Origin of the sequence: Pseudomonas sp. IPO3747, assembly GCF_013385245.1 — a bacterium.
Taxonomy (GTDB): Bacteria; Pseudomonadota; Gammaproteobacteria; order Pseudomonadales; family Pseudomonadaceae; genus Aquipseudomonas; species Aquipseudomonas edaphica.
Genome location: NZ_JACAQL010000004.1, coordinates 1 through 19,987, shown reverse-complemented (window position 1 = coordinate 19,987; position 19,987 = coordinate 1). Strand labels below are relative to the sequence as shown.

Genomic DNA, 19,987 nt, shown 5'->3' with positions numbered 1-19,987 from the left:
ACCAATAGGTCAGGAACTCGCACGAAGCGAATTATGCTTTTGTATACAAATAAAGCAAATAATGTTTTCTATTTTGTTTGCGAAAGGGGATGAAAGGCTGATGCGCGGGCGTTTCTTCGGCTTGTTGTGGCATAGGGTTAAGGTTGGCCGGCGAGGGCCTGGTTCACGGCTAGCCAGCCTGCCACGGCGTCTTCACCGGCTTCACTGAAAGCACGCTGCAACAGCTTCACCTGTTCGCGGCGCAACGACTGCTCAAAACGCTGGCCTTCTTCCGTCAGTTCCAGCAGGCGTTTGCGCTTGTCGGCCTCGGAGGCAACGCTGTCGACCAGGTGCATTTCCTGCAATTGGCGCAATGGAATGTTCAGCGCCTGCTTGCTCACCCCAAGCAACTCCAGCAGCTGCTTCACGCTCAAGGCGGGGTAACGCGCGATAAAAAATACGATGCGCTGATGCACGCGGCTCAGGCCGCGGCGCTCGAGCATTTCGTCGGCCTTGGCGGTAAAAGCCTGGTAGCCGAAGAAAAAGGCTTCCATGGCTTGTTGTTGGCTGCCCTGGTTTTTAAGGTCAAGCATATTGACGTATCCACGCGAGTCGTCGTAATTTCGGTCAACCAGTTTGACGTATTTGCCCCCGACTTCGCTACCGGTGACCCTATGGCCTTCTCTGAACGTGTTACGCGCCTCAAAAGCTCCTTGATCCGTGAAATTCTTGCGGCGGCCCAGCGCCCGCAAGTGATGTCGTTCGCCGGTGGCCTGCCCGCCGAAGCCATGTTGCCGGTACTGAATTGGGATGAACTGCCACTGAACATCGGCCAATACGGTATGAGCGAAGGCGAGCCGCAATTGCGTGAACTGCTCGCCGCCGAGGCCCGCGCCTTGGGCTTACCGTGCCAGGCCAGTCAGGTGCTGGTGGTCAGCGGTTCCCAGCAAACCCTCGACCTGGCGGCCAAGCTGTACATCGACAAGGGCACTGAAGTCTTGCTGGAAGGCCCGACCTACCTGGCTGCACTGCAAATTTTCCAATTGTTCGGCGCCGATTGCCTCACCGTGCAACTGGAGGCCGACGGCCCGAACCTGGCCGCGCTGCGCGCCAGCCTCGAACGCCATCGCCCGGCGTTCATCTACCTCATCCCGACCTTCCAGAACCCCTCGGCCGTGCGCTACAGCGAGACCAAGCGCGCAGCCGTGGCCGCCTTGCTCGATGAATTCGGCGTAACCCTGATCGAAGACGAGCCCTACCGCGAGCTGACATTCGACGGCGCCAGTGCGCAGCCCATCGCCGGGCGGTTGAAAAAAGCCAGCTGGATCTACACCGGCACCGTCTCCAAGACCCTGTTGCCGGGGTTGCGCGTCGGTTACCTGATCGCCAGCGAGGATTTGTTCCCGCACCTGCTCAAGCTCAAGCAATCGGCCGACCTGCACACCAACCGCATCGGCCAGTGGCAAGCGATGCAGTGGATCGGCACGCAAAAATACCAGCAACACCTGGCGCAGTTACGCGACTTTTACCGCGAACGTCGCGATGCCTTTCAGTCGGCTCTGGAGCGCCACTTTGGCGACCTGGCCGACTGGCAAGTGCCTCAAGGTGGATTATTCTTCTGGCTGACCTTGAAACAACCCCTCGACACCCGCACCTTGTTGGCGCAAGCATTGGATCAGGACGTGGCGTTCATGCCCGGTGAACCGTTCTTTTCCGAGCCCGATCAACACTTGGGTTCGTTGCGCCTCAATTTCAGCCATATCGACCCGGCCCGTCTGGACGAAGGTCTCAAACGCCTGGCTGCGGTGGTCCGTCAAGCACAGCACGCGCAAGCGGCATAAGGGGAGCCCCATGTACAAGGTTTATGGCGATTACAAGTCGGGCAACTGCTACAAGGTCAAATTGATGCTCAACCTGCTGGGCATCCCGTACCAATGGATCGATGTCGACATCCTCAAGGGCGACACCCAGACTGCCGAGTTCCTGGCCAAGAACCCCAATGGCAAGATCCCGGTGCTGGAACTTGAAGACGGCACTTGCCTGTGGGAGTCCAACGCGATTCTCAACTTCCTGGCCGATGGCAGCGAATTTTTGCCGTCCGAGCCACGCCTGCGCACGCAAGTGTTGCAGTGGCAGTTTTTCGAGCAGTACAGCCATGAACCGTATATTGCGGTGGCGCGGTTTATCCAGTTTTACCTGGGCTTGCCCGCAGACCGTCTTGAGGAATACAAGAAGCTGCACAAAGGTGGCTACAAGGCCCTCAAGGTCATGGAGCGCCAACTGCAACTGACCCCGTATCTGGTGGGCGATCAATTCTCCATCGCCGATGTGGCGTTGTATGCCTATACCCATGTGGCCGAGGAGGGTGGGTTTGAGCTGGACGCTTATCCGGGTGTGCAGGCGTGGCTGGCGCGGGTGGCGAGCCATCCAAAACATGTAGCGATGCTTGATTGAGTTCACGCGGTCAAAAATGTGGGAGCTGGCTTGTGTGGGAGCTGGCTCCGACATTGATAGTGTCCAGTTTCAGTTCGATGTTGTGCCAGACAGCTCATCACTCAGCAGCTCAAAGCAACGCTGCGCCGCCGGGCTGAGGCCCATCCCGCTGCGACTGATCAACCCGATCTCGCGGTTCACGCCGGGATGGTCAATATTGATGCGCTTCAACCCCTGCAAACTGTCCGCCGCCGACTCCGGCAACACGCTGATGCCCAGCCCCTGGCGCACCAACGCCAGCACCGTCGACATGTAGTTGGCTTCCATGCCGGCATTCATTGTCAGCCGTGTCTGATCAAACAACGCGTCCACCTGCTCACGCACACTGCTGTCGCGCCCGGTGAGGATGATCGGCTGGTCCGCCAATTGCTCCAAGGTCAGTTGGCGATGGTGGGCGAGGGGATGTTCCAGTGGCACAAACGCACACAACCGATCATTGAGTACCGGCAAAAACACCAGGCCGTGGCTCAGCCGTGCGCGCACACCAATGCCAAAGTCCACCACGCCTTCGCGCACCTGTGCATGAATGCGATGGGCGACCAGGTCATGCAAACGTACTTCGATGCCGGCAAAGCGTTCGCGAAACAGGCGCAAGGCCGGCGGCAGGGCGCCGGCGCACACCGAGGGCAGTGCGGCGATGGTGACCACGCCGCGGCGCAGGGCGGCGAGGTCGCGCGAGCCAGTGACGATGTTGTCCAGGTCCAGCAACAGTTTTTCCATGGGGCCGCGTGCGTCCTCGCCGGCGGCGGTAATGCTCACATGACGAGGGCTGCGGTCGAGCAGGGCGACACCAAGCCAGTCTTCGAGTTGTTGCACCTGCACCGTCAGGGCTGAGGGCGATAAGTGCAACTCGTTGGCGGCCTTGGTGAAACTGCCGGTACGGGCTACGGCTAAAAAGGCTTGTATGTGTTGGATACTGTTCTTCATTTTGTTTTTCCGAACGTGCCAGGCCGAATATTCCAATTTACAAAGACTAACCTGCTTCCAATACTCCAGGGAAAACAATAACCGGCCACCAAGGCCGCTCTGGAGTAACCCATGCTCGCAACCCTGGGTGTCATCACCATCCTGTGCCTGCTCGCTGCCGTCATGAGCAAACGCCTGTCGCCACTGGTGGCGCTGATCGCCTTGCCGATCATCGCCGCACTGCTCGGCGGTTTCGGCCTGCAAACCAGCGCCTTCATCATTACCGGAATCAAGAACGTCGCCCCAGTGGTGGGCATGTTTGTGTTCGCGATTCTGTTTTTCGGGATCATGACCGACGCCGGCATGCTCGATCCCATCATTGATCGCATCCTGCGCACCGTAGGTACGCGTCCTACGCGGATTGTGGTCGGCACCGCGACCCTCGCGCTGCTGGTGCACCTGGACGGCTCCGGGGCGGTGACGTTTCTGGTGACGGTGCCGGCGATGCTGCCGCTGTATACGCGGCTGGGCATCGACAAGCGCATCCTTGCGTGTGTCTGTGCCATGGCCGCCGGGGTCAATTTCCTGCCGTGGACCGGCCCGGTGCTGCGCTCGTCGGCGGCCTTGCATGTGCCGGTGGCCGACCTGTTCCAGCCGCTGATCCCGGTGCAGATTGTCGGCCTGGTCTTCGTGTTTGCCTGCGCCTGGTGGCTGGGCTGTCGTGAAGAAAAACGCCTGGGCCTGGGCGCCGGTTCCTCGGTGGAGGCGGTACCGCAACGGGTGCTCAGCGACGAGGACATCAAGCTGCGGCGCCCACGGCTGTTCTGGGTCAACCTGTTGCTGACCGTGCTGGTAATGGTGGTGATGATTGCCGGCTGGGTCGACCCGGTGGTGATGTTTATGCTCGGCACCGTGGTGGCGCTGTGCATCAACTACCCGAATGTGGATGCCCAACGGGCGCGCATCGATGCCCATGCGAAAACCGCCCTGACCATGGCCAGTATCCTGCTCGCCGCTGGCGTGTTCACCGGCATCATGCAAGGCACTGGCATGCTCAAGGCGATTGCCGAGGTGGCGGTCGCACAGATTCCCGCCGGCCACGGCAAGTTGATCCCGGCGGTGGTGGGCTTTATTTCCATGCCGTTGAGCATGTTGTTTGACCCCGATTCCTACTATTTCGGCGTGATGCCGGTGATCGCCGAGGTCGGCAAAGCCCTGGGCGTCGACCCGCTGCAAGTGGCCCAGGCCTCGTTGCTGGGCGTACACACCACCGGTTTCCCGGTCAGCCCGCTGACGCCTGCGACCTTCCTGCTGGTGGGCCTGTGCAAGATCGAACTGGCCGATCACCAGCGCTTCACTATTCCGTTTCTGTTTGCTGCGTCGGTGTTGATGACCCTGACCGCATTGCTCCTGGGAGTGATTTGAGATGAAAACCTTGCGCATCGGTTCCGGCGCCGGCTACTCCGGCGACCGTATCGAGCCTGCCGTGGAACTGGCCGAACAGGGCGACCTGGATTACCTGGTGTTCGAATGCCTGGCCGAACGCACCATTGCCCTGGCGCAACAGGCGCGTATCAGCGACCCGCAGGGCGGTTACGACCCACTGCTGAGCGAGCGTATGCGCCGGGTGTTGCCATTTGTTGGCTTGAAGGGCCACCGTCGCCTGCGGGTAATTACCAATATGGGCGCGGCCAACCCCGTGGCGGCGGCCGTTGAAGTGCGGCGCATTGCCAACGAGTTGGGCCAGGACCTCAAGGTCGTGGCGGTGGTAGGCGATGACGTGCTGGATGTTTTACAGCCCGAGCAACGCCTGGATAACGGCCAGACCGTTGGCTCTTTGGGCGAGCGGCTGATATCCGCTAACGCCTACCTGGGCGTCGACGGCATCCTTGAAGCCTTGCGCGCCGATGCCGATGTGGTGATCACCGGGCGCGTGGCCGACCCGTCGCTGTTTTTGGCGCCGCAGATGTTTGAGTTCGGCTGGGCTGCGGACGACTGGCAGCGGCTGGGGCGCGGCACGTTGGTCGGGCATTTGCTGGAATGTGCGGGCCAGGTCAGCGGCGGTTATTTTGCCGATCCCGGCTTCAAGGATGTGGATGAGCTGGCACGCCTGGGTTTCCCGTTGGCTGAAATCGATGCCGATGGCGAAGCTGTGATCACCAAGGTGGCAGGCACCGGCGGGCGGGTCAGCCGTGCGACCTGCACCGAGCAGATGATCTACGAAGTACACGACCCGGCGGCTTACTTGACGCCGGACGTGACGGCAGACTTTTCCCAAGTGAGCTTTGTGGAGGAGGGCGTGGATCGCGTCCGTGTCCAAAACGCCAGTGGTCGCGCTCGGCCTGAACAGTTAAAGGTCAGCGTGGGTTACCTGGACGGATGGATCGGTGAAGGGCAGATGTCCTACGGCGGCCCAGGCGCGGTCGCACGGGCTGAGTTGGCGCGGGATATCGTACTCAAGCGCCTGGAACTGATGGGCGTAAAGATGCAAGAGCTACGCGCCGAGCTGATTGGCATGGATTCATTGCACGGCCCACGCAGCAGCGTCGAGCCCTGGGAAGTGCGTCTGCGCGTGGCCGCCCGTTGTGAAAATCGCAGCGAAGCGGTGCGGGTTGGCAATGAAGTGGAGACCCTCTACACCAATGGTCCGTCGGGCGGCGGCGGCGCGAGTAAAAGTGTGCGCCAGGTGGTGGCAGTAGCGTCGTTATTGCTGCCCCGCAGCGTGGTCAACCCGAGGATCGAAGCATGAAACTTCACACACTGGCCCATTCCCGTACCGGCGATAAGGGCGACACTTCGAACATCTCGATCATCGCCTACCGCGCCGAGGATTATCCGTTGCTGTGCGAACAGCTCACGCCCGAGCGCGTCGCCACGTTTTTTGCCGGCTTGCGTGAGCCGGGCGCAGCGCCGGTGCGGCGTTATGAATTGCCCAACGTGCAGGCGCTGAACTTCGTGCTGCCGGGGATCCTGCGCGGCGGCGTGACCCGCTCGCTGGCGCTGGACGCCCATGGCAAGTGCCTGGGCTCGGCCTTATTGGATCTGGTAATACTGACTTAATTACACAGCCAAACAAATGTGGGAGCTGGCTTGCCTGCGATAGCATCAACTCAGTCTACCTGAATCACCGAGGTGCCTGTATCGCAGGCAAGCCAGCTCCCACACAAGCCAGCTCCCACTTGGGGTCTTCAGCGGCTGTCAGACCGCGGCAAACCGCTTGTCGAGGTAATCAATGATTACCTTGGAATCATACATCCAGGTGGTCTGGCCATTCTCTTCGATACGCAGGCACGGCACTTTGATCTTGCCGCCTTGCTCCAGCAGGGTCTGGCGATCCTGTTCGTTGTTTTTCGCGTCCTTGAGCGCCACCGGCACATTCAGGCGGTGCAGGGTGCGGCGAGTCTTCACGCAAAACGGGCAGGCGTGAAACTGATACAGCGTCAGTTCCTTGGCCGCCGCGTTGACCTGTGCCTGTTGCTCGGCAGAACGCTGCTTTTTGCGCGGGCGGGTCAGGAAGTCGCCCGCGATGATGATTTGGCCGAGACCCACTCGAAGTGCTTTGACGAACATGGCTGAAAACCTCTTGCCCATGAAGAAGGGGCCGCAGCTTACCTGAATTTCGCGGGCGGAAAAAAACCGGCGATGAACGCCGGCTTTTCCTTACGCAGCCTGTTACTTGATCAGGCTGAGGAATTCGCTGCGGGTGGCCGCGTTTTCGCGGAACTCACCCAGCATCACCGAAGTGATCATCGACGAATTCTGTTTCTCCACACCGCGCATCATCATGCACATGTGCTTGGCTTCGATCACCACCGCCACGCCCAGGGCGCCAGTCACTTGCATCACTGCATCGGCGATCTGGCGGCTGAGGTTTTCCTGGATCTGCAGGCGGCGCGCATACATGTCGACAATCCGCGCAACCTTCGACAGGCCCAGCACTTTGCCGCTTGGGATATACGCCACATGCGCCTTGCCGATAAACGGCAGCAGGTGGTGTTCGCACAGCGAGTACAACTCGATGTCCTTGACCAGCACCATTTCGCTGTTGTCGGAGCTGAACAAGGCACCGTTGGTGACTTCTTCCAGCGTCTGTTCATAGCCGCGGCAAAGGTACTGCATCGCCTTGGCGGCACGCTTTGGCGTGTCGAGCAGGCCCTCGCGGGAAACGTCCTCGCCGAGCTGGCCGAGGATCGCGGTGTAATTCTGTTCCAGGGACATGAAACTACCTGTGGGATTTTCGCAAAGCGCAAGGTTACGGTGGCGGGCACATCGCTGCAAGCCTGACGATGGCACTTGTTACTCGTCGCGCCCTTCCATCATGGTGCGCTTGAGCATCACATACACCGCACCGGCGCCGCCGTGGCGGGCCTGGCAGGAGGTAAAACCGAGTACCTGGGCATGCTGGCGCAGCCAGGTATTGACGTGGCTCTTGATCATGGGACGCTTGCCGTCCAGGCGCACGGCCTTGCCGTGGGTGACGCGCACGCAGCGGATTTCGAATTTGGTCGCTTCGGCCAGGAAGGCCCAAAGGGTTTCGCGGGCTTTTTCCACGTTCATGCCGTGCAGGTCGAGGCTGCCTTCGAACGGGATCTGGCCGATCTTGAGCTTGCGCATCTGGCTTTCCTGCACGCCGTCGCGAGCCCACATCAGCTCGTCTTCGGGGCCTACATCGATCACGAACTGGTCGGACAGGCCATCCACCGTGGTGGCGTCGGTGCGCACGGTCGCGGCCTGGCGCAACTTGGCGATCTGCGCCCGGTCGGCCTTGGGTTTACCGGTGTCGGCACGATCATGCTTGATCGGCTTGACGCCGCGCAGCTCGTTTTTGAACAGGGAAAAATCGTCGTCTTGCATGTGAGCCTCCGCGAAGGGCGGGCAGTTTACCTAAATCGCGGCGGCCAGGGCGCAGGAAACGCTATCCAAACGCCATCAGCCGTGCTTTTTCATCAAGTGCGAAGCGATGTTCAGTGACAGCGGCTGACGCATTTTCCGACGGCTACGACGCCATAACCACACACCCAACCACAGCACCAGCAGTCCGATTACCAACAGGATAGTCGAACCGCCGGGGCTGGCATTCAACTCGCCAAGGGCCGGCGAATGACCAAACAGGCCGGCGCCACCAGCGCCGGCCAACAGCAAACCTACAATGGCCAGCAACGCGGCAAAGCCGGCTACCAGGCGCAGACGCCAATTGCTCGGGCCTTTGGGGCGCAAGCGACGAGCGTCAAAACCATCGGATATCTTCATTCCGACCTTTCCTCCAGGGTATCGGCCCTTCGACCGGAAGATACACAGGTTGTTCCGACAGCAGCGGTAAATGCGCCAAATGAGAGGGCTTTGCGGATGAGCGGGGCAATAAATACGCCGCTCATCTCAAGGGCGATCAGATCAGATCTTTGGTCAACGCGAGGGTGGCGAAGTTGTCAGCCATGATGGCCATTTCAGTTTGCTGTACGTGCTCGGCGCTCAGGATGCCACCTTTGTAAGGCAGGTCACGGGTGGCGCAGGCGTCTTCCACCAGGGTGCAGCGAAAGCCCAGGTTCTTGGCGGCGCGCACGCTGGTGCTGACACTGGAGTGGCTCATGAAACCGCAGACGATCAAATCCAGGGAGCCGAGGTCTTGCAGGTGTTTCTCCAGGCCGGTGCCATGGAACGCGCTGGGCAGCAGTTTGCCGATGATGGTTTCATCGCCTTGGGGTTCCAGGCCAGGAATAAACTCGCCGCGCTCGCCCTGCGGGTCGAACAGGCCCCCGACGGTGCCAAGGTGACGTACATGCACGATCGGGCGCCCGGCATTACGCGCGGCTGTCACAAGCTGCTTGATGTTGTCGACCGCCGCGTCCATGCCGGACAGGGCGAGTGGGCCGCTGAGGTATTCCTTCTGGGCGTCGATGATCACGAGGGTCGCATGGTTCAGGTTGGCTGCTGCGTAACCGCGACCGCTGAGTTGAAACATCGTCTTTGGAACGGACATTCTGGGGCTCCTGTGAGGGGGGCTTTTGTCACATTGTCCACTGGCTGAGCGGTTCTGTGAATCGCTACCATCGTAAGGTACGCCGTTGTTGACGTGCAGCCATGTCAAGAGGTGGGCTTGATCAGCGCAATGATGGCAATTTGAATGATTTCCGACAGATGGTGAAGGGTTTTCGTACATCGTCGGTACAGGCGAAGGCTGTTAGAATCGCCAGTCGTTTTTTCCAGGAGCTTGCCCCCGTGATTACCTCCCGCCTGCGCACGTTGCGCGACCACATCCGTTGGGCTGTCAGCCGTTTCCATGGGGAAGACCTGTTTTTCGGGCATGGCACCGACAATGCCTGGGACGAAGCCCGGCAATTGGTGCTCGGCGCCTTGCACCTGCCTTGGGAAATTGCCGACAGCTACCTGGACTGCAACCTCGAAGAAGAGGAAGTCGCCCATGTGCAGCGCTTGCTGCACAAGCGTATCCACGAGCGTGTCCCTACCGCCTACCTGTTGAAGGAAGCCTGGTTCTGCGGCATGTCGTTTATTGTCGATGAGCGCGTGTTGATCCCGCGTTCACCGATTGGCGAGTTGATCGAAAACCGCTTCGAGCCATGGCTGGCCCAGCCGCCGGCGCGCATTCTCGACCTGTGCACCGGCTCCGGTTGCATCGGCATCGCCTGTGCCTACGAGTTCCAGGACGCCGAAGTGGTGCTGGGCGACTTGTCCTTCGAAGCCTTGGAAGTGGCTAACCAGAACATTGAGCGTCATGGTGTCGATGAACGCGTCTACACCGTGCAGGGCGACGGCTTCGATGGCCTGCCGGGCCAGCGTTTTGACTTGATCGTGTCCAACCCGCCGTACGTGGATGCCGAAGACTTCGCCGACATGCCGGATGAGTACCAGCACGAGCCGGAACTGGGCCTGGCCTGCGGCGACGATGGTCTGAACCTGGTGCGACGCATGCTGGCCGAGGCCGCCGACCACCTGACCGAGAAGGGCTTGCTGATTGTTGAAGTCGGCAACAGCCAAGTGCACGTCGAAGCGCTGTACCCGGAAGTCGACTTTGCCTGGCTGGACTTCCAGCGCGGCGGGCACGGTGTGTTCATGCTGACGGCTGAGCAGTGCCGGGCGCATCAGGCGGTGTTTGCGGCGCGGGTTTAACTTCATTCCGCAATAGGAACGCGATCAGTGTGGGAGCCGACAAGCCAGCTCCCACATTTGGAATGCATTCCAACCTTTCAGCGGTGTGTGGCAATCCAGATCAACAGCCCCGCCTGAAACACCGTAAACGCCACCAGGCACGTAATGGTAAAGCGCAGCCCACTGTCCTCGCGCTTGAACTTGGTGACCTTTTCTTCTTCCTTGCGCAGCTTCACTTCATGCTCGGCCAGGTTCTGCTCGGCCTGCTGCAGCATTTGCGCAGCTTCGAGGATCTCCACGTACTGCACCTTCTCGGTGTTCCAGCTGTCCAGCACTTCGCTGACTTTGCCGGGTTGCACGGTTCCTTTGAGGTGCTGCACATCGGCGTAGGCCACATCAAAACCCTGGATGCGCAGGAAATGATCGCGACGCAGGCGCGTGGCTTCGTTGAGTGCATCCTTGTTGGCGAGGTCCACGCCGTCTACGCGGTAATGTGACCACTTCTTTTTCGCCCACGCGGCGGCCTGTGCCACCAGAAAGCGTCCCAGGCCACGGTTGGCCGGTTCAATTTCCAGGCTGTTACCCGGGCCGAAGTGCACACGGTGCGTCTCGTGATCGACCCAGATATCCAGGTGGTTCTGCTCGCGGCGCACACGTTGGCCGGGCAACTGGATCACCATGCGTAACAGGCTGTGTTTCTTGTCATGGCGTTCGGTATAGCCAAACTGTACGAACCGCAGCGGCCGTGCGCCGGTGGCACGATCAGTGGCCAGGGGCGCCAGGCGCAGCATCTTGAAGTGTTCGGCCTGAACGTCCGCCCACGGCAGGGCCGCGGCCTCGACAGCCTCGGGTTTTTCGGCCGGGGTGTCGGCGGTAGATTCGGGTGTTGCTTCGGTGGTAGTCATGCGGCGCGATCCTGTCCAAGCCCGGCGAGCCGACAGTCTTTTTACTGTCGACTCTGGGCTTATCGGCCGTTTTATTCAGGACTGGAGGCAAATAATCGCTTAACGGGGTTGAAGTCCGTCGATAAAGCGCACGATGCGTTGGCCCAGCTCGGCGGCGAGGGGCAGTTTGGGGTCGTTGTACGACTCAAGCTGTTCCTTTACATCCTTGGGCACGATGCGCATCACGTGGTTCATGCCTTGAATCACGCTCAGTTGCGCGTCGGGCTTGGCCGCTTGCAACTGCTGGGCATCCGCCACGCCGACCTGGATATCGTTGGTGCCCTGGATGATCAGAGCCGGCATGTTCAGTTTGGCGAAGGCGGCCGACGGGTCGGCACGAAACAGGCTGATCAGGTACGGCTGCACACTGGGGCGGAAAATGCCTTCCAGCGGGCGCGGTACATCGGCATCCACTTGGCCGGCCTTAAGGTGGTCGAGAATTTCATTGCTGCGCAGCAACAGGGCAGGGGGCAGATGATCGGCCAGTTGCTGGCGGATCACCTGGTCCACCGGCCGGGCGCTGCCGGACAGCGAAATAACCCCGGCCGGGTCGAGTTGCGGCGCGGCGAGGGTGGCGACCAGCGCACCTTCGCTATGGCCCAGCACGATCAACTGGCCCATGCGGCTGTCGGCCTTGAGCAGCTTGCCCCAGGCCACCGCATCGGCCACATAGGCGTCCAGGGTGAGGTTGCGTTCGTCGGGGGTGGCGGCCAGGCTCGCGGCCACGCCGCGTTTGTCGTAGCGCACGCTGGCGATGTTATTGCGCGCCAGCACCCAGGCCAGGCGCTTGAGGCTGTCGTTGCGCGCACCATCGGCGCTGTTGCCGTTGCGGTCGGTGGGGCCGGAGCCGGCGATGATCAGCACCACGGGCACGGGCTTGTCGGATTTTGGCAGCAGCAGCGAACCAAACAGCTCGCCGCTGCCGGTGTCCAGGCTGATCGGCCGTTGCAGCACGACGGGGGAGGCGGCGAAGCCAAGGCTGGAAAACAGGGTAAGGGTCAAAAGCAAAACTCGCAGCATCATCACGCCATCATCAGGAAGGTGCCGGTTGGACCAACGTCTACCGGTAAGGTTTCGAGGATGAACTACTCGGTTAGCCTGCGTATACTGGCTGCCTTAAGTTATTACGGTTGAGTTGATTCAACTGATTTCACGGAGCGCCCTGCATGTCCGGCAATACCTTCGGCAAGCTGTTCACTGTCACCACCGCGGGCGAAAGCCATGGCCCGGCGTTGGTCGCCATTGTCGACGGCTGCCCGCCAGGCCTCGAGTTGTCTCTGGAAGACCTGCAGCGTGACCTCGACCGCCGCAAGCCCGGCACCAGCCGCCATACTACCCAGCGCCAGGAGCCCGACGAAGTCGAGATTCTTTCCGGCGTGTTCGAAGGTCGCACCACCGGCTGCGCCATTGGCCTGTTGATCCGCAACACCGACCAGAAGTCCAAGGACTACTCGGCGATCAAGGACCTGTTCCGCCCGGCCCACGCCGACTACACCTACCACCACAAATACGGTGAGCGCGACTACCGTGGCGGTGGCCGCAGCTCGGCGCGTGAAACCGCCATGCGCGTGGCCGCCGGTGCCATCGCCAAGAAATACCTGGCCACCCAGGGCATCGTGATCCGTGGCTACATGAGCCAATTGGGCCCGATTGAGATCCCGTTCAAGACCTGGGACAGCGTCGACGACAACGCCTTCTTCAGCCCCGACCCGGACAAGGTGCCGGAACTGGAAGCCTATATGGACCAGTTGCGCCGCGATCAGGATTCGGTGGGTGCCAGGATTACCGTGGTCGCCGAAGGCGTCAAACCGGGCCTGGGCGAGCCGATCTTCGACCGCCTCGACGCCGAGCTGGCCCACGCGCTGATGAGCATCAATGCGGTCAAGGGCGTGGAGATCGGCGCCGGTTTTGCCTGTGTCGCCCAGCGCGGCACCGAGCATCGCGATGAAATGACGCCGCAAGGTTTCCTCAGCAATAACGCGGGCGGCATCCTCGGCGGTATTTCCTCCGGCCAGCCGATTGTTGCGCACCTGGCGCTCAAGGCCACGTCGAGCATCACCACGCCGGGCCGTTCGATCGATGTGCATGGCAACCCGGTGGACGTGATCACCAAGGGCCGCCACGACCCGTGCGTGGGCATCCGCGCCACGCCGATTGCCGAGGCGATGATGGCCATCGTGTTGATGGACCACCTGCTGCGCAACCGTGGGCAAAACGCCGATGTGCAGGTGAGTACGCCGGTGTTGGGCCAGCTGTGACGGTGTGTGGCGAGCGAGCTTGCTGTGGCGAGGGAGCTTGCTCCCGCTGGGCTGCGCAGCAGCCCCCCACAATATGACGCAAAGCCTCCCATACTGGCGCCTCTCCAGCTTCTACCTCTTCTACTTCGCCCTGCTCGGGGCGACGGCGCCGTTCCTGGCGCTGTACTTCGACCACCTGGGGTTCTCCAGCGCGCGTATCGGCGAGCTGGTGGCCATCCCCATGCTGATGCGCTGCGTGGCGCCCAACCTGTGGGGCTGGCTCGGCGACTACACCGGCCGGCGCCTGGCCATCGTGCGTTTTGGCGCGGTGTGTACCCTGGCGAGTTTCTCGCTGATCTTCTTCAGCAAAACCTACGCCTGGCTGGCCCTGGTGATGGCACTGCATGCGTTCTTCTGGCACGCGGTGTTGCCGCAGTTTGAAGTGATCACGCTTGCGCACCTGCAAAAGCAAACCGCGCGCTACAGCCAGATCCGCCTGTGGGGCTCCATCGGTTTTATCCTCACCGTGGTGATCATGGGCCGCCTGTTCGACGGGCTGAGCCTGGACATTTACCCGGTGGTGGTCGTGGTGATCATGGCCGGCATTATTGGCGCCAGCCTGTGGGTGCCGAACGCGCAGCCCGCCGTCCAGGGCAATCGCCTGGCCGGTGACGGTTTCCTCAAGCAATTGCGCAGCCCCGGCGTACTGGCGTTTTATGCCTGCGTGGCCTTGATGCAAATGAGCCATGGCCCGTATTACACGTTCCTGACCCTGCACCTTGAACATTTGGGTTATAGCCGTGGCGTGATCGGCATGCTGTGGGCGCTGGGTGTGGTCGCGGAGGTGCTGATGTTCCTGGCCATGAGCCGGATCCTGACGCGTTTTTCGGTGCGGCGGGTGCTGCTGGCCAGTTTCGTGTTGGCGGCTATCCGCTGGTTGCTGCTGGGGTCATTCGCTGAAATCTTCTGGGTATTGCTGCTGGCGCAAGTGCTGCACGCCGCCACGTTCGCCAGCTTTCATGCGGCCGCCATCGCCTTTGTACAACGCAGTTTCGGCGCCAGACAACAAGGCCAGGGCCAGGCGCTGTATGCCGCGCTGGCCGGCACCGGGGGCGCGTTGGGCGCCCTTTACGCCGGCTACAGCTGGAACCTGTTGGGGCCGACCCTGACCTTCAGCATCGCCAGCGTCGCCGCCCTGGCCGCCGCCATTATCATTGGCCTTCGATTGCAAGAACCGACTACAGGAACCGAGCAATGAGTTATGTCGCTGTTTACGCTGCCGCCACACCGGATACCCCGAACAAGGTCCTGACCCATTTCGACGATATCGTCTCGACGCTGGCCGACCACGGTGTGCGTTTTGCGCGCTGGCAGCCGGCGCCGATTGAGAAGGGCGCCAGCGACGCAGACATGATCGCCGCGTACCAGCCGCAGATCGACGCCCTTGGCTACGCCGCCGTGGAGGTGCTTAGGGCGGCGGGCGATCTGGCACAGAACATTGAACTGCGTGCGCAATTCCTCAGTGAACGCCGCTACAGCGAAGACGAAGTGCGTTTCTTCGTCGCAGGCCAAGGCCTGTTCAACGTGCACGTGGGCGACTATGTGTATGCCGTACGTTGTGAGAAAAATGACCTGCTGGTGATTCCGGCCGGCGTGCCGCATTGGTTTGACATGGGCGAGAACCCGCACTTTGTCACCTTGCGTTTGTTCAACACAGCTAAAGGCTGTGAGCCTCAACTCACCGGCGATGCTATTGCCGATGGCTTCCCGGGCTTGGACGACTAAGCACAGATATTTAAATGTTCAACCCAGGCAAGTTGGAAGTTGTTGTGGGAATAAGCCTGATTATCTGTAAGGCGTAGCTGTTTCTGCTGCGCCCTGTGCTTTCAATCCATTCGTTATGTAACTCTCTGCAGACTCGATGTTTATATCACCTGTCAATAGCAGGAATCCGAAAGGTGATAGGGCATCCACTACAAAAGGAGAGAGCACAATGAGTGGCCCAGAACAGTCGTGTCGCACGCCGGTGGACGCGCCGATGACCGTTAGAAGACGTCTGAGCCTGGGCGGCAAGCCCCTCACCCCGACAGAGCTGGAAATTTTGCGCTGGGCCTCGGAAGGCAAGACCGTCTGGGAAATCAGTCAGATCCGGGCAACCTCTGAAGCCACGGTGAAATTCCATCTGCGCAATATCTACGGCAAGCTGGAAGTCACCAACCGCGTACAGGCGATGAATGAGGCCAGCCGACAAGGCTTGTGCTGAAGCCACACAAAAAAGGGCCGCGACGCCTGTAAGCGTCGCGGCCCTTTTTGGTTATCGGTGGTTTATGCCGAGTGGTAGGTCGGCAGGGCAAAGCGGTTCTGGCTTTGCAGCATCGAAATCTGTGGCAGCTCACTGGCTTGTTCGGCCAGGTCGCGGCGGATGGCGCTGATCACCCAGGTCAGTTGGTCAGCGGTGTGCAGCTGTTGATACGAGATCGAACGCTTGACCTGTTTGCCTTCGCTGTTGCGCAGGGTCAGCAGGATACCGCCGTCTGGACGTGGCTGAGTGGTGACGTCGTATTGGGAGAATACAGAAGCGAATTTATCTTGGATCAGGCTCATGTCTATCAGCTCCGTTGGCTCAAGTTGGCAAGCATGGAGAGATAGGTGCAGTGATTGTGCCAGTATTGGATATCTGAAAAAGTCGTTATAAATCAATTAGTTAAAAATTTTACAGATTTTCGGTTTCGTGCAATTTGCATGAATGGCCATCGTGCATCCTGCATTTTGCGTTATTCGCGCCAGCTGTTTCAGGTCAGCCTCGAAGATAAAGACCGCCTCGGTTGGGCAAAATTCCTTTTCGGTGGAAGCCGACTCGGGATACAAAACTTTTCAAATCCCGCATGTACAGTCAAAGAATGGCAGGCGTATTTTCCCGCATGGCATTCGGCATCTGCCTATAGGGCTGCCGCTATGTCTGGATCATACGAAGAATAAGAAAAAGGACGTTCCGCCATGAGCCATCAGCAAGACGACATGATCACGTGGGGCAAGCTCTTACGTAAGGTGCCTGCGATTGTTCGAGCTTTGCCACGCGTAGTGCGTGGCATGCGCGCCGCGAATGTCACCGACCCCGCGCAGCCTTGTGGCCTCGGTTGGCACTTTGAACAGGCTGCGTTGCGCAACCCCGACGGCGCGGCGTTGTTGTACGGCGACAGCGTGCTCAGCTACCGCGAAGCCAACCAGCGCGCCAATCGTATCGCGCATTACCTGCATGAGCAGGGCATCGGCAAAGGTGATGTGGTCGCGCTGTTTATTGAAAATCGCCCGGAACTGCTCCTCAGCGTACTGGCCGTGGCCAAGCTGGGCGGTATCTGCGCCATGCTCAACACCGCGCAAACCCAGGCGGCGCTGGTGCACAGCCTTCACCTGGTGAACCCGGCGGCGATCGTGGCAGGTGCAGAATTGGTAGACGCCTATGCGGTGGTGCGCGAGCAAGTGTCGATTGCGGCCGAGCGCAGCTGGTTTGTGGCGGATCAGTCCTCAAACGCGGTGCCGCTGGGCTACACCGACCTGATGGCCGCCAGCGCTGACAGCCCGGTGGACAACCCGGCCAGCAGCGGACAAATCTTCTTCAACGACCCGTGCTTCTATATCTACACCTCCGGCACTACCGGTTTGCCCAAGGCCGGCATCATGAAGCACGGGCGCTGGACCAAGACGGCGGTGAGTTTCGGCAGCATCGCCCTCGACATGGGGCCGCACGACGTTCTGTATTGCACTTTGCCGCTGTACCACGCCACGGGCCTGTGCGTGTGCTGGGGTTCGGCGATTATCGGCGCATCGGGTTTCGCCATCCGGCGTAAATTCAGCGCCAGCCAGTTCTGGGACGATGCGCGCAAATTCAACGCAACCACCCTGGGGTATGTCGGTGAACTGTGCCGCTACCTGCTGGACCAGCCGCCCAGTGCGCAGGATCGCGACAATAAAGTCACCAAGATGGTCGGCAATGGCTTGCGTCCCGGTGTCTGGGCGCAGTTCAAGCAGCGTTATGGCGTCGAGCACATCTGCGAGCTGTATGCCGCCAGCGACGGCAACATCGGTTTTACCAATGTGCTGAATTTCGATAACACCATCGGCTTTTGCCTGCAGCATTGGGCGCTGGTGGAGTACTCCCACGAAACCGGTGAGCCGCTGCGTGGCAGCGATGGTTTCCTGCGTAAGGTGCAAACTGGCGGGCAGGGCTTGCTGCTGGCCAGGATCGATGAAAAGTCGCCGTTCGACGGCTACACCGACCCGGAAAAGAACCGCAAGGTGGTGCTCACGGACGTGTTCGAGAAGGGTGACCGCTACTTCAATACTGGCGACTTGCTACGCAGTATTGGCTTTGGCCATGCGCAATTTGTCGACCGACTGGGCGATACGTACCGTTGGAAGGGCGAAAACGTCTCCACCACCGAAGTGGAAAACGTGTTGCTGCAGCACCCGCAGATCGCCGAAGTGGTGGCCTATGGCGTCGAGATCGAGAACACCAATGGCCGCGCAGGCATGGTCGCCATCACGCCAAGCGAGTCCTTGGCGGCCCTGGACATGCGTGAGCTGTTGCAGTTTGCCCACGGCCAGTTGCCGCACTATGCGGTGCCGTTGTTTTTGCGCATCAAGGTCAAGATGGAAACCACCGGCACCTTCAAATACCAGAAGGTCAAGCTCAAGGAGGAAGCCTTCGACCCGGACAAGGCCGGTAACGACCCGGTGTACGCGTGGCTGCCCGGCTCCGACAGTTATGTACCGGTCACCGGGCTATTACTGGCGCAGATCCAGGGCGGGCAGTTCCGTTATTGATTCTGGCTATGAATGCTTTTGACAAAAAAGCCATGACAGCGGGGAACTCCCTCGCGACACTGAGCGCCTTATACACATTCGCAGACAAGGAGCCCCCGCATGTCAGACCAGCCCAAACAAATGACCGACGATGAAGCCGCCGAATTCGCCGAGCAGGTTTTTGATGTGGCCCGCAAAGGCGATGCAGCGATGCTGGCTGCGCTGCTGGCCAAAGGCTTGCCGGCCAATTTTCGTAATCACAACGGCGACACCTTATTGATGCTCGCTGCCTACCACGGCCATGTCGAAGCGGTAAAAGTGTTGCTCGAGTTCAAAGCCGACCCACTGATTGCCAACGACAAAAATCAGCTGCCGATCGCCGGTGCAGCTTTCAAAGGCAACCTGCCGGTGGTGAAGGCGTTGATCGACGGCGGCGCGCCGGTGGATGCAACCTCCCCGGACGGGCGCACAGCGCTGATGCTGGCCGCTATGTTCAACCGCGTTGAAATGGTCGACTACCTGCTCGGCCAGGGCGCCAACCCCAAGGCCGTCGATGCCCAGGGCGCGACCGCGCTGGCTGCCGCGCAAACCATGGGCGCGGCGGATACGGCGGCACGGTTGCAGAAACTAGTGTAGGCTACGCGCCCTCAAAAACCAGCCCGCCACAGGACCTTCCCATGCAAACCGCCCTCGTCGAACTTATCAGCAAAATCAGCGCCGGCGTCATGGGCGAGGACGAGGTGGCGCGCATCGCCACAGAAGCCGCCCAAGCCTACGCGGACCCGGTGGCGTTTCTGGCGGCGAACCCGGATATCAACTACGACGACACGTTCCCTATCCCTCTGGGTGAGTGGGTAGTGGTTGGCAGCCTGCCGGACACGGTGCTGTTCCAGGCCGACACCTATGGCGATCTGTTCGCGCAGATCGTCGCCTCGTTCGGCCCGGGCGTGGCGTTCAACCTCAAGCCCAAGCAGTTGGCCAAGACCGAAGACCTCACCGCGCTGAACCGCATCCAGATCCAGATGAGCGCGTTGAGCCCCGAAGATGGCGGCTATGTGTTGCTTAACTTCAGCCAATTGCTCGATGACGAGATCCAGGCGGTGCTGGTGTACGGCAATGACCTGCCGCGCGTGTTGCAACTGTGCGCCGAAGTGGGGATCAAGGCCGAGCCGTCACTGGAAGCCTTGAAAGTCGCTGTGCACGTCTGAAATAAAACGGAACCCAGGCAAACGCTGACTATCCTACAAGTGCATGCCCTCACTTAGGAGCGACACCATGGGTTCCACTTTCAACGGTCTTATCGGCCTGATCATCCTGGCGCTGGATATCTGGGCGATCATCAACGTGTTCAAAAGTGGCGCCAGCACCGGCGCCAAAGTGCTGTGGATCCTGCTGATCCTGTTGCTGCCGGTACTGGGTCTGATTATCTGGGCCATTGCCGGGCCGCGCGGTAACGTGCGGATCTGATCGTTCACCCACTCCATCTAGAGTGGGCACAGTCAATGTGGGAGCAACTGTCTT

General features: G+C 60.4%; 24 protein-coding genes. 14 read left to right on the top strand and 10 right to left on the bottom strand.

Annotated features, from left to right (window positions below; genetic code table 11):
* Positions 1-137: 137 nt before the first annotated feature.
* Positions 138-572, bottom strand: coding sequence for a MarR family winged helix-turn-helix transcriptional regulator (locus HX790_RS07105; RefSeq protein WP_017137841.1), 435 nt, complete (start codon positions 570-572; stop codon positions 138-140).
* 81 nt (positions 573-653) lie between these two features.
* On the opposite strand from HX790_RS07105, the gene HX790_RS07100 reads away from it, so the two are divergent.
* Both HX790_RS07100 and HX790_RS07095 read left to right on the top strand, forming a co-directional pair.
* A complete protein-coding gene (locus HX790_RS07100; RefSeq protein ID WP_026013765.1) occupies positions 654-1,820 on the top strand; it encodes a PLP-dependent aminotransferase family protein in 1,167 nt (388 codons plus the stop codon).
* A 10-nt stretch (positions 1,821-1,830) separates the two neighbouring features.
* On the top strand, positions 1,831-2,433 hold the full coding sequence (locus HX790_RS07095; protein ID WP_017137839.1) for a glutathione S-transferase family protein: 603 nt from the start codon (positions 1,831-1,833) through the stop codon (positions 2,431-2,433).
* Between the two features lie 69 nt (positions 2,434-2,502).
* Here the strand turns inward: HX790_RS07095 and HX790_RS07090 are convergent, their stop codons facing one another.
* Complete coding sequence (locus HX790_RS07090) at positions 2,503-3,399, bottom strand: LysR family transcriptional regulator (RefSeq protein ID WP_017137838.1); 897 nt, start codon at positions 3,397-3,399, stop codon at positions 2,503-2,505.
* 111 nt (positions 3,400-3,510) lie between these two features.
* Here HX790_RS07090 and HX790_RS07085 point away from each other — a divergent pair, with 111 nt between their 5' ends.
* The 3 genes from HX790_RS07085 to HX790_RS07075 are packed head-to-tail and all read left to right on the top strand — an operon-like array spanning position 3,511 to position 6,438.
* Positions 3,511-4,803, top strand: a complete 1,293-nt coding sequence (locus tag HX790_RS07085; protein WP_017137837.1) for a CitMHS family transporter — start codon at positions 3,511-3,513, stop codon at positions 4,801-4,803.
* A 1-nt stretch (position 4,804) separates the two neighbouring features.
* Positions 4,805-6,127, top strand: coding sequence for an acyclic terpene utilization AtuA family protein (locus tag HX790_RS07080; RefSeq protein ID WP_017137836.1), 1,323 nt, complete (start codon positions 4,805-4,807; stop codon positions 6,125-6,127).
* Positions 6,124-6,438 (top strand): hypothetical protein, encoded by a 315-nt coding sequence (locus HX790_RS07075; RefSeq protein WP_017137835.1) that lies wholly within the window; start codon positions 6,124-6,126, stop codon positions 6,436-6,438. Before HX790_RS07080 ends, HX790_RS07075 begins: the two co-directional genes overlap by 4 nt.
* Before the next feature lie 138 nt (positions 6,439-6,576).
* Here the strand turns inward: HX790_RS07075 and HX790_RS07070 are convergent, their stop codons facing one another.
* The 5 genes from HX790_RS07070 to HX790_RS07050 all read right to left on the bottom strand — a co-directional run bounded on the left by HX790_RS07070 (position 6,577) and on the right by HX790_RS07050 (position 9,355).
* On the bottom strand, positions 6,577-6,948 hold the full coding sequence (locus HX790_RS07070) for a glutathione S-transferase N-terminal domain-containing protein (protein ID WP_017137834.1): 372 nt from the start codon (positions 6,946-6,948) through the stop codon (positions 6,577-6,579).
* A gap of 102 nt (positions 6,949-7,050) precedes the next feature.
* Positions 7,051-7,596, bottom strand: a complete 546-nt coding sequence (gene folE / locus HX790_RS07065; RefSeq protein WP_003442011.1) for a GTP cyclohydrolase I FolE — start codon at positions 7,594-7,596, stop codon at positions 7,051-7,053.
* 78 nt (positions 7,597-7,674) lie between these two features.
* Entirely contained in the window at positions 7,675-8,232 is a 558-nt protein-coding gene (locus HX790_RS07060) for a Smr/MutS family protein (RefSeq protein ID WP_017137833.1), read from the bottom strand.
* A gap of 75 nt (positions 8,233-8,307) precedes the next feature.
* Positions 8,308-8,628, bottom strand: a complete 321-nt coding sequence (locus tag HX790_RS07055) for a hypothetical protein (protein WP_017137832.1) — start codon at positions 8,626-8,628, stop codon at positions 8,308-8,310.
* A 136-nt stretch (positions 8,629-8,764) separates the two neighbouring features.
* On the bottom strand, positions 8,765-9,355 hold the full coding sequence (locus HX790_RS07050; RefSeq protein ID WP_017137831.1) for a cysteine hydrolase family protein: 591 nt from the start codon (positions 9,353-9,355) through the stop codon (positions 8,765-8,767).
* Between the two features lie 239 nt (positions 9,356-9,594).
* On the opposite strand from HX790_RS07050, the gene prmB reads away from it, so the two are divergent.
* Positions 9,595-10,503 carry a 50S ribosomal protein L3 N(5)-glutamine methyltransferase gene (gene prmB, locus HX790_RS07045; protein ID WP_058420625.1) on the top strand — a complete coding sequence of 303 codons (909 nt, stop codon included), beginning with the start codon at positions 9,595-9,597 and terminating at the stop codon, positions 10,501-10,503.
* A 77-nt stretch (positions 10,504-10,580) separates the two neighbouring features.
* Here the strand turns inward: prmB and HX790_RS07040 are convergent, their stop codons facing one another.
* Both HX790_RS07040 and HX790_RS07035 read right to left on the bottom strand, forming a co-directional pair.
* The gene (locus HX790_RS07040) at positions 10,581-11,387 is read right to left on the bottom strand and encodes a hypothetical protein (RefSeq protein WP_099548920.1); all 807 of its coding nucleotides are present in this window, start codon (positions 11,385-11,387) and stop codon (positions 10,581-10,583) included.
* Between the two features lie 99 nt (positions 11,388-11,486).
* Positions 11,487-12,449: an alpha/beta hydrolase gene (locus HX790_RS07035; protein ID WP_099548921.1), complete on the bottom strand. Its 963-nt coding sequence runs from the start codon at positions 12,447-12,449 to the stop codon at positions 11,487-11,489.
* A 143-nt stretch (positions 12,450-12,592) separates the two neighbouring features.
* Here HX790_RS07035 and aroC point away from each other — a divergent pair, with 143 nt between their 5' ends.
* From aroC to HX790_RS07015, 4 genes are all read left to right on the top strand, one after another.
* The gene (gene aroC / locus HX790_RS07030; RefSeq protein ID WP_099548922.1) at positions 12,593-13,684 is read left to right on the top strand and encodes a chorismate synthase; all 1,092 of its coding nucleotides are present in this window, start codon (positions 12,593-12,595) and stop codon (positions 13,682-13,684) included.
* A gap of 73 nt (positions 13,685-13,757) precedes the next feature.
* Positions 13,758-14,921, top strand: coding sequence for an MFS transporter (locus HX790_RS07025; RefSeq protein ID WP_017137826.1), 1,164 nt, complete (start codon positions 13,758-13,760; stop codon positions 14,919-14,921).
* A complete protein-coding gene (locus HX790_RS07020; protein WP_138454054.1) occupies positions 14,918-15,448 on the top strand; it encodes an acireductone dioxygenase in 531 nt (176 codons plus the stop codon). Before HX790_RS07025 ends, HX790_RS07020 begins: the two co-directional genes overlap by 4 nt.
* Before the next feature lie 208 nt (positions 15,449-15,656).
* A complete protein-coding gene (locus HX790_RS07015) occupies positions 15,657-15,926 on the top strand; it encodes a response regulator transcription factor (RefSeq protein ID WP_017137824.1) in 270 nt (89 codons plus the stop codon).
* Positions 15,927-15,988: 62 nt separating this feature from the next.
* Here the strand turns inward: HX790_RS07015 and HX790_RS07010 are convergent, their stop codons facing one another.
* Positions 15,989-16,267, bottom strand: coding sequence for a DUF3509 domain-containing protein (locus HX790_RS07010; protein WP_016970113.1), 279 nt, complete (start codon positions 16,265-16,267; stop codon positions 15,989-15,991).
* 393 nt (positions 16,268-16,660) lie between these two features.
* Between HX790_RS07010 and HX790_RS07005 the strand changes: the two genes are divergently transcribed.
* The 4 genes from HX790_RS07005 to HX790_RS06990 all read left to right on the top strand — a co-directional run bounded on the left by HX790_RS07005 (position 16,661) and on the right by HX790_RS06990 (position 19,933).
* Entirely contained in the window at positions 16,661-18,487 is a 1,827-nt protein-coding gene (locus HX790_RS07005) for a long-chain-acyl-CoA synthetase (protein WP_176991387.1), read from the top strand.
* A 99-nt stretch (positions 18,488-18,586) separates the two neighbouring features.
* Positions 18,587-19,102 (top strand): ankyrin repeat domain-containing protein, encoded by a 516-nt coding sequence (locus HX790_RS07000; protein WP_017137822.1) that lies wholly within the window; start codon positions 18,587-18,589, stop codon positions 19,100-19,102.
* Between the two features lie 41 nt (positions 19,103-19,143).
* Complete coding sequence (locus HX790_RS06995; protein WP_017137821.1) at positions 19,144-19,674, top strand: hypothetical protein; 531 nt, start codon at positions 19,144-19,146, stop codon at positions 19,672-19,674.
* A 67-nt stretch (positions 19,675-19,741) separates the two neighbouring features.
* On the top strand, positions 19,742-19,933 hold the full coding sequence (locus tag HX790_RS06990) for a PLDc N-terminal domain-containing protein (protein ID WP_003172956.1): 192 nt from the start codon (positions 19,742-19,744) through the stop codon (positions 19,931-19,933).
* Positions 19,934-19,987: the final 54 nt, after the last annotated feature.